The organism is Streptomyces sp. 8N114 (genome assembly GCF_052245835.1).
Lineage (GTDB): Bacteria > Actinomycetota > Actinomycetes > Streptomycetales > Streptomycetaceae > Streptomyces.
Genome location: NZ_JBQQBT010000007.1, coordinates 390,806 through 397,030, shown reverse-complemented (window position 1 = coordinate 397,030; position 6,225 = coordinate 390,806). Strand labels below are relative to the sequence as shown.

Below are 6,225 nucleotides of genomic sequence, written 5' to 3'. Positions count from 1 at the left end.
CGCCGACGCCACCGAGCAAGGCATCCACCGCATCAATACCAACCCCCGACTTCCATGGTCATTCCTCGCCCATACCGGCCTGACCATCCGCCCACCACACCCACCGAACTTACGAAAAGATCAGTAAGGGCAATCTGCCCCACGTCAAACGCCCTGTCAGGCAGCGATCTACCGGAAAAGGAGTGCCCCAGCGGGGGCGCTGTGGCTCCGGGATGGGCGGCGGGGAAGCCTCGACGGCTGCGGGCGTGTTGGGCTGAAGCAGCGTCTGCCACCTCAACTGCCGTCGTCCCAGGCACGCCTGCCATCCCAGGGGTGGGTCGACGGCGTACGAGATGGCAGCGGGGCACGCTATGGCTCCTGGCAGAACCGGCCTGTACGTCTGTTGCGGTTCAGCAAGCGAAGTACGGCAACCAGTGCGGCCGTAGCGATCCAACAGCGTCCCCATACGCCTGCACTGGCATCCTGCCGGCCTTCGCCAACTCCGCCTTCTCTGGCTCCCGAGCGGGTGACCGGTTGTGGGATTCCAAACAGCGTAAGGCGCGCCAGCGAGAGCACGTTGATCGCCCGGACTGTCGAGGGCACACGGTCAAGTTGCCGCTGATTCCAGCTTGTTGGGCGTCGGTAAAGGTATGCGACCGCTCGATGCACAGGGCTCGACGCGCAAAGAGGGAGCACCCACATGAAGAAGCGCTTGATCGTCCCCGCGGCCCTGCCCCCCTCACCCTCCTGGGGATAGCCCCGGCGGCAACGGCGACCACTGCCGCCGCGAACAGCGTACAAACGACCGCCGCCGCCGGCACCGAAGCGAGGCGTGGAGGAGCCCGCCAAGGCCAAGACCAACGTCAAGATCCACAAGAAGCCGAACCCCAGGTCCACATCGCTGCGCCTCATGTACAAGGGCACCAAGAGCTGCTGGTTCGGCGTCGTCTACGGCGGCAAGACCACCGCGTGCGAGGCACCCGGTAACGCCTCGGACGGCTGGGCCAAAAATCTCGTACCTCGGCACCAAGGGCTATGTGCCCAACGAGTGCCTGCTCCCAACCAAGTGATCCCGGTTTAGCGGCGACACCCGCCAGGGGGCGGGCCTCCGACTGGGGGCCCCGCCCCGCGCAGCTCACCGCTCGACCGGTCGCCGTCGAACTGCAAGGGCGCTCGCGAGCTCTGCGCCCACTGTCTTCAGGACATTGCTCATTCTGGCTGGCCCTCCCGTTCCCGTTCGCCGGTTCTCGGCTCAGTCCCGGATGCCCCGACTCGGTCCGCCACACCCTCACGACACACGGCGACCCCGAACTGACCACCATGCGTCACTTGATGCGCGAGGACCTGGGCAGGTCGTCCAAGATCTCCTGCACGGGAATGCGCTGCTTGGCAGCGCGCATCTGGATGCAGTCGGCGGCGTAGTTGGCGAGCTCAACGACCAACCGGAGGGCGGACGCGGTCGGCTTGCTGCTACGCGCCGACGAACCACGGGCGCTACGGCAATCCGCTCCCCAGCTGACTCCATGTCCGGCCCAATACCTCGAAGCTGACCGCGACACAGCACGCCCGGCTCGCCGCAGTCGGACTCCACTGAGGGCTGAGACCGAGGCAACGGCAGGGCCTCGCAGCAGCCGGGGGCGTGCGCCGTACAGCGTATGCCCCCCACCGCAACTTCGAGCCCGTGCCGGCCTGTGCCATCCCTGGGTAGGTCACAGCCGACCACGCGCTGCTACGCGCGGGCGCGCATCCGAAGACAACAGCCGCCCTCACCGCCGGATCACCGCAACTGCAGCCGCCATGCCGCCTGCGCGCAGCACGTTCCACCACAAGGACAAGGAACCGACGCATGAGCATGACCGACACCACATCCCCCACCGGCGCCGCCGACCCGCACGGGGACGGGTATCCCTTCCACATCACCAAGGCCGAAGAGCGGCAGCTGCGCCTGCAGGGCGAGCGGGCCACGCCGTCACCGGTCGTCGGCCAGGCAACATCCTTCGACGAGTACACCCGGCAGTTGATGATCCCGCCCGCGGTGATGGACCTGGTACGCAAAGCGGCAGAGCTGCAACTGTCCACCTGGGAAGTGGAGGCCATGCGCAAGCAACTGGCCCCCGCAGAACATGACGGCAGTGTGGGACTGCTGCGCCGGATCCTGGAGGAGAAGCACCAGGATGACCACTCCCACCCGCCCTACATCCGGGTCGCCTGCACCGGCCGGGGAAACTACGACGACATGGCCACCGACTTCGGCTACCTCGACGTCCTCCCCCATCGGGGTGACTACGGCTCACCGGTGGTACTGGAGATATGGCCGGCCCAGCACTACTCACCCATCCACTCCCACGGGGACACCACCGGCATCGTCTTCTGCCTCGCCGGACAGCTCGACGTCATGCTCTACAACCGCCTGGACTGGAACGCCACCAAACTCGGCCTGATCACCCTCACCCCCGGGCAATGCGCCTGGCTGTCGAAGGACACCTACGCCGTCCACCGGGTCTACTGCCCCCTCGACGGCGGCGACGGCACCACCGGCCCAGGCTTCATGAACAACACCGACGCCTTCGGCGCCAGCTTCCACGTCTACCTCAACCCAGACCAGACCCTCCCCCAGCCCCACGACGGCAAAAGCCACAACCGCGACGCCTTCGACTACATCACAGAAGACACCCCCCACAAGCCCGCCGTCTTCCCCACCTACTCCGACCTGTCCTGGAACGTACTGCGCCGTGTCCTGGCCAGCACCGAACTGACCTGACACGGACACACAAGCAGGCGGGCAAGGGGCACATCCATCCCGGATGCGTCCCTTGCCCGCCCCCTCGGACTGAACCGGGCACGCCTCGTCACGCCTTGCTCTGCATCGAGGAGCAGGGCAACCCGAACCGGCTGTCGAACGGCCAGGAGTCAGCCATAGCTCGCCCCATTCCAGCAAGACGACGTAAGCCTGGACACTTAGTTGGAACCGGTGAAGCCCGATGAGCTGGTGGTTTCTGGTCGGTGGGACACGCTTGTTGGCACCAAGTGGTCACGCTTCTCGCAATCAACCGTGATGTCAGTCTTCTTGGCACCAGTTCCGAAGATCCAAGGTCCTCGTCGGTGGTGGGCGCTTTCCTTTCATGCCATGAGAAGCGTGAGCGTGGGCAAGGCCGTATGTACTCCTGACGGAACGGCGGTTGGCCGCTCTGGTCGCACCTCGCCAGGTGGGATGAACTCCGCAATCCCGGTGTCGGTCGACGCGGGCCGAGCCGGTCTACGGCTGGATGACGACTGGCCCCTTCGTTGGTCGGTCGAGTGGAGGACCGGCGAGGAGCGGGTCTCCCGGACGGTGCGGGAGCTCGGCCAGGTGCCGATGGTGAACAGCGATCCGATCCGCTGATTCTCCTGGCGGCGAGGACAGCGCCATCGTCCGGGGCTTCAGTTCATGGTCAGCACCGGCCGACTTCATGGTGCGGAGAGCCTGGAGGAGGCCAGGCTGCTGTAGGCCGCTTCGTTCGGATCGCCGAGCCCTTGGCATGTGAGCGCGCTCATCGAGTGCGGCGTCTCCGACGGCCTCTGTAGCCTGGCGTCGCTGTACGTCGGGGGGAGCTGACCGTGGAGAACATTCTGTCCGTGGCCATCGGAGCCGCTATCGGCCTCATAGGGGTGGTGTTCGGTTCATGGTTCACCGCACGCCGACAGGACCGCATGTGGCTCCGCGAACAGAAACTCAAAGCCGGGATCGGCTTCAACACTGCCGTAGTCCAGCTACTGGACTACCTGAAGGAAGCACAGCTGAGTGACGACGGTCCCGGAGCCAACGAGTTGGCGAACCAGATGCAGGAAGCACGCTCAGCCCTCTACCTGCTCTGCGCCAGCGACACCGTCGATCTCGCCGATGCTCTCGCGCGTCGGGTCTGGAGCACCCGGCCCACCGACGGCAGAGACGACCGCCGGGCCGAGTTCCGAGAGACGTTGGACCTCCTGCGTCGCTTCACCCACCAGCTCCGGCAAGAGATCGCCAGATCGTAGTCCCCATTGGATCAACGGGCGCCCAGAGGAAGATGCCTGCGATGTGGAGTCCGGCCAGGTAGATGGTGGCTCCCTTCTCGTATCGAGTCGCAATGCCCCGCCACTGCTTCAAGCGGTTGATGCACCGCTCGACGGCATTGCGCTGCTTGTAGGCATCACGATCGGAGGCCGGTGGCCTGCCGCCTCGGCTGCCCCTTCGCAGCGGTGGCCCTGCTGATCCACCGGGACGGGAATCACCGCGCGGATGCCGCGCCTACGCAGGTGCTCGCGGATCGCGCGGGAGGAATACGCCTTGTCAGCCAGGACGACCTCGGGCCTAGCGTCAGGTAAGTGCAAGTGTTCCGGCAGTCTTGGGCGGGCAGGAACTGCGGTTTGGCGTGGGCACCGAGCTGGGGTCGCAGGACGCGGTGCGACAGCTCGCTGGAGGGCATGAAATCCGTTCAGCCGCAACCCTCCCGAAGTCACGAAATCCTGCAACTCGCAAATCCTCCAGAGGGCACAAAATTGTTCAGCCCGCAAATCCGGCAGAAGGCATATAGCCCGTTCAGCCGCAACAGTATTGACGAGAAACTCTAAGCTTGACCAGGTCGTGGAGTTTGCTTACAGTCCAGTCGTTCAAGTTCACGCCGATCGATATCCGAAGGTGTTCATGACCGCGCCTCCAACGTTGCCGAAGTCCAGGCAGCAGTTGATTCTTGCCGTTCTTATGTTGTGTTCGCTGCTGATTTGGCTAGAAAATACCGTCCTGAGTACTACGCTGGAGACCCTTGCAGACCCGGTCCGTGGACTGGGGGCCAATCCCGGTCAGCTGCAATGGGCGACCGGTTCGTACACTCTGGCCTTCGCCACATTGATGTTCACTGCAGGCGCATTGGGCGATCGGTTCGGTCACCGGACTGTGTTTTCCAGTGGGTTGGTGATCTTCGCCGGGTCCTCGCTGTGGGCGGCGTACGCAAGCGATGTGGGCCAGCTGATTGCAGCTCGAGCTGCGATGGGGGTGGGCAGCGCGCTGATCACGCCCGCCAACTTGGCCATCCTCATGTGGACCTTTACTGGCCCCACGCGGGCTGCCGCGATCGGCATTTTCTCGACGTCGGCCGGTGTCGGAATGGCTGCCGGCCCGGTGCTGGCCGGGTTCCTGCTCGATCATTTCTGGTGGGGCTCGGTCTTTCTGATCAATGTCCCGGTCGCGGCATTGGCGTTGGTCGGGCTCGCCGTGCTGGTTCCGAATTTCCGCAGCCCCACTCTGCGACCACTGGACCCCGCTGGAATGTTGCTGTCGATCAGTGGGCTCGTGGCGTTGGCCTACGGGCTGATCCGGGCGGGGCACGTGGCTGTGTGGAGTCGTACCGACGTCTGGGCGCCGATCGTTGTCGGTCTGGTTCTGCTGGCCGTTTTCGTACTCGTCGAACTGCATGTCAAGGTACCCAGCTTTGATCCGCGACTGCTCGCGCAACGCACATTCGGTGGCGGCAATGTGGCGCTCGGATTGCTGCTCTTCGGTGTGGCCGCCATCACCTTCTACAATGCGTTCTACCTGCAAGGCGCGCTCGGATTTTCGCCGATGAAGGCGGGTTTGGCCAATATCCCGACCGCATTCGGCGCGCTCGCGGGGGCGCCCCTTGCCTCGCGCCTGGTTCGCCGCCTGTCGCTGCGCCTTGTCACCGTGCCGACGCTAACTGTGGCTGCGCTGACCATGGGCGGGTACGGGTTCCTCGGACTCCAAACTCCACTCGTCTGGATCGAGATCCTGTTGTTGATACAGGGTCTCTCGATAGGCATGGTGATCGGCCCCGTTACGGCCGCATTGCTCAGCAACCTGCCGTTGGAACAGGCCGGCGCAGGATCGGCCGTCACCAACACCGTGCGACAAACCGGCAGTGTGATCGGAATCGCCGTAGGCGGCACGATCATGTCGATCATGTACCGACGTGCGATCGAACCTTCGCTGGAGGGTGCACCCGGTCCGGTGCAGGATCAGGCGCGAGTTTCCGCCGAACAGGCCCGCCACGTCGCCACCGCTATCCACCGGCCCACTCTTGCTCAGGCCGCTGATAATGCGTTTATCCATGCTATGCACGTCGGCGCGGGCTGGATCGCGGTCATCGCACTCCTCGGAGCAGCTGTGCTGCTGATTACCTTGCCTGCTGTCGGAAAGAAGAAGGGTCCGATTCCAGAGCCGGACTACGAAGAGGCCCGCAGCTCTGTCTGAGAGTGTGATGGCAAAAACCA

At 64.5% G+C, this 6,225-nt stretch carries 5 protein-coding genes and 1 pseudogene; 5 read left to right on the top strand and 1 reads right to left on the bottom strand.

Features of this window, described 5'->3' with window-relative positions; translation table 11 throughout:
- The first annotated feature begins 811 nt into the window (after positions 1-811).
- The 4 genes from ACTWQF_RS18505 (at position 812) to ACTWQF_RS18490 (ending at position 3,993) form a co-directional block, all read left to right on the top strand.
- Positions 812-1,060 (top strand): hypothetical protein, encoded by a 249-nt coding sequence (locus ACTWQF_RS18505; protein ID WP_443280531.1) that lies wholly within the window; start codon positions 812-814, stop codon positions 1,058-1,060.
- 765 nt (positions 1,061-1,825) lie between these two features.
- Positions 1,826-2,740, top strand: a complete 915-nt coding sequence (locus ACTWQF_RS18500) for a hypothetical protein (protein WP_443280530.1) — start codon at positions 1,826-1,828, stop codon at positions 2,738-2,740.
- A 450-nt stretch (positions 2,741-3,190) separates the two neighbouring features.
- Positions 3,191-3,361: a hypothetical protein gene (locus ACTWQF_RS18495; RefSeq protein ID WP_443280529.1), complete on the top strand. Its 171-nt coding sequence runs from the start codon at positions 3,191-3,193 to the stop codon at positions 3,359-3,361.
- A gap of 215 nt (positions 3,362-3,576) precedes the next feature.
- Complete coding sequence (locus tag ACTWQF_RS18490; protein WP_443280527.1) at positions 3,577-3,993, top strand: hypothetical protein; 417 nt, start codon at positions 3,577-3,579, stop codon at positions 3,991-3,993.
- On the opposite strand, the pseudogene ACTWQF_RS18485 reads toward ACTWQF_RS18490, so the two are convergent.
- Positions 3,956-4,320, bottom strand: a pseudogene (locus ACTWQF_RS18485) (transposase); the annotation flags it as partial. The gene ACTWQF_RS18490 and the pseudogene ACTWQF_RS18485 sit on opposite strands and share 38 nt — an antisense overlap.
- 262 nt (positions 4,321-4,582) lie before the next feature.
- Between ACTWQF_RS18485 and ACTWQF_RS18480 the strand changes: the two are divergent.
- Positions 4,583-6,205, top strand: a complete 1,623-nt coding sequence (locus tag ACTWQF_RS18480) for an MFS transporter (protein WP_443280526.1) — start codon at positions 4,583-4,585, stop codon at positions 6,203-6,205.
- Positions 6,206-6,225 lie beyond the last annotated feature (20 nt).

Coding starts and splice junctions, on each gene's coding strand:
- ACTWQF_RS18500 (WP_443280530.1), top strand. CDS start 1,826: ATGAGCATGACCGACACCACATCCCCCACCGGCGCCGCCGACCCGCAC.
- ACTWQF_RS18495 (WP_443280529.1), top strand. CDS start 3,191: ATGAACTCCGCAATCCCGGTGTCGGTCGACGCGGGCCGAGCCGGTCTA.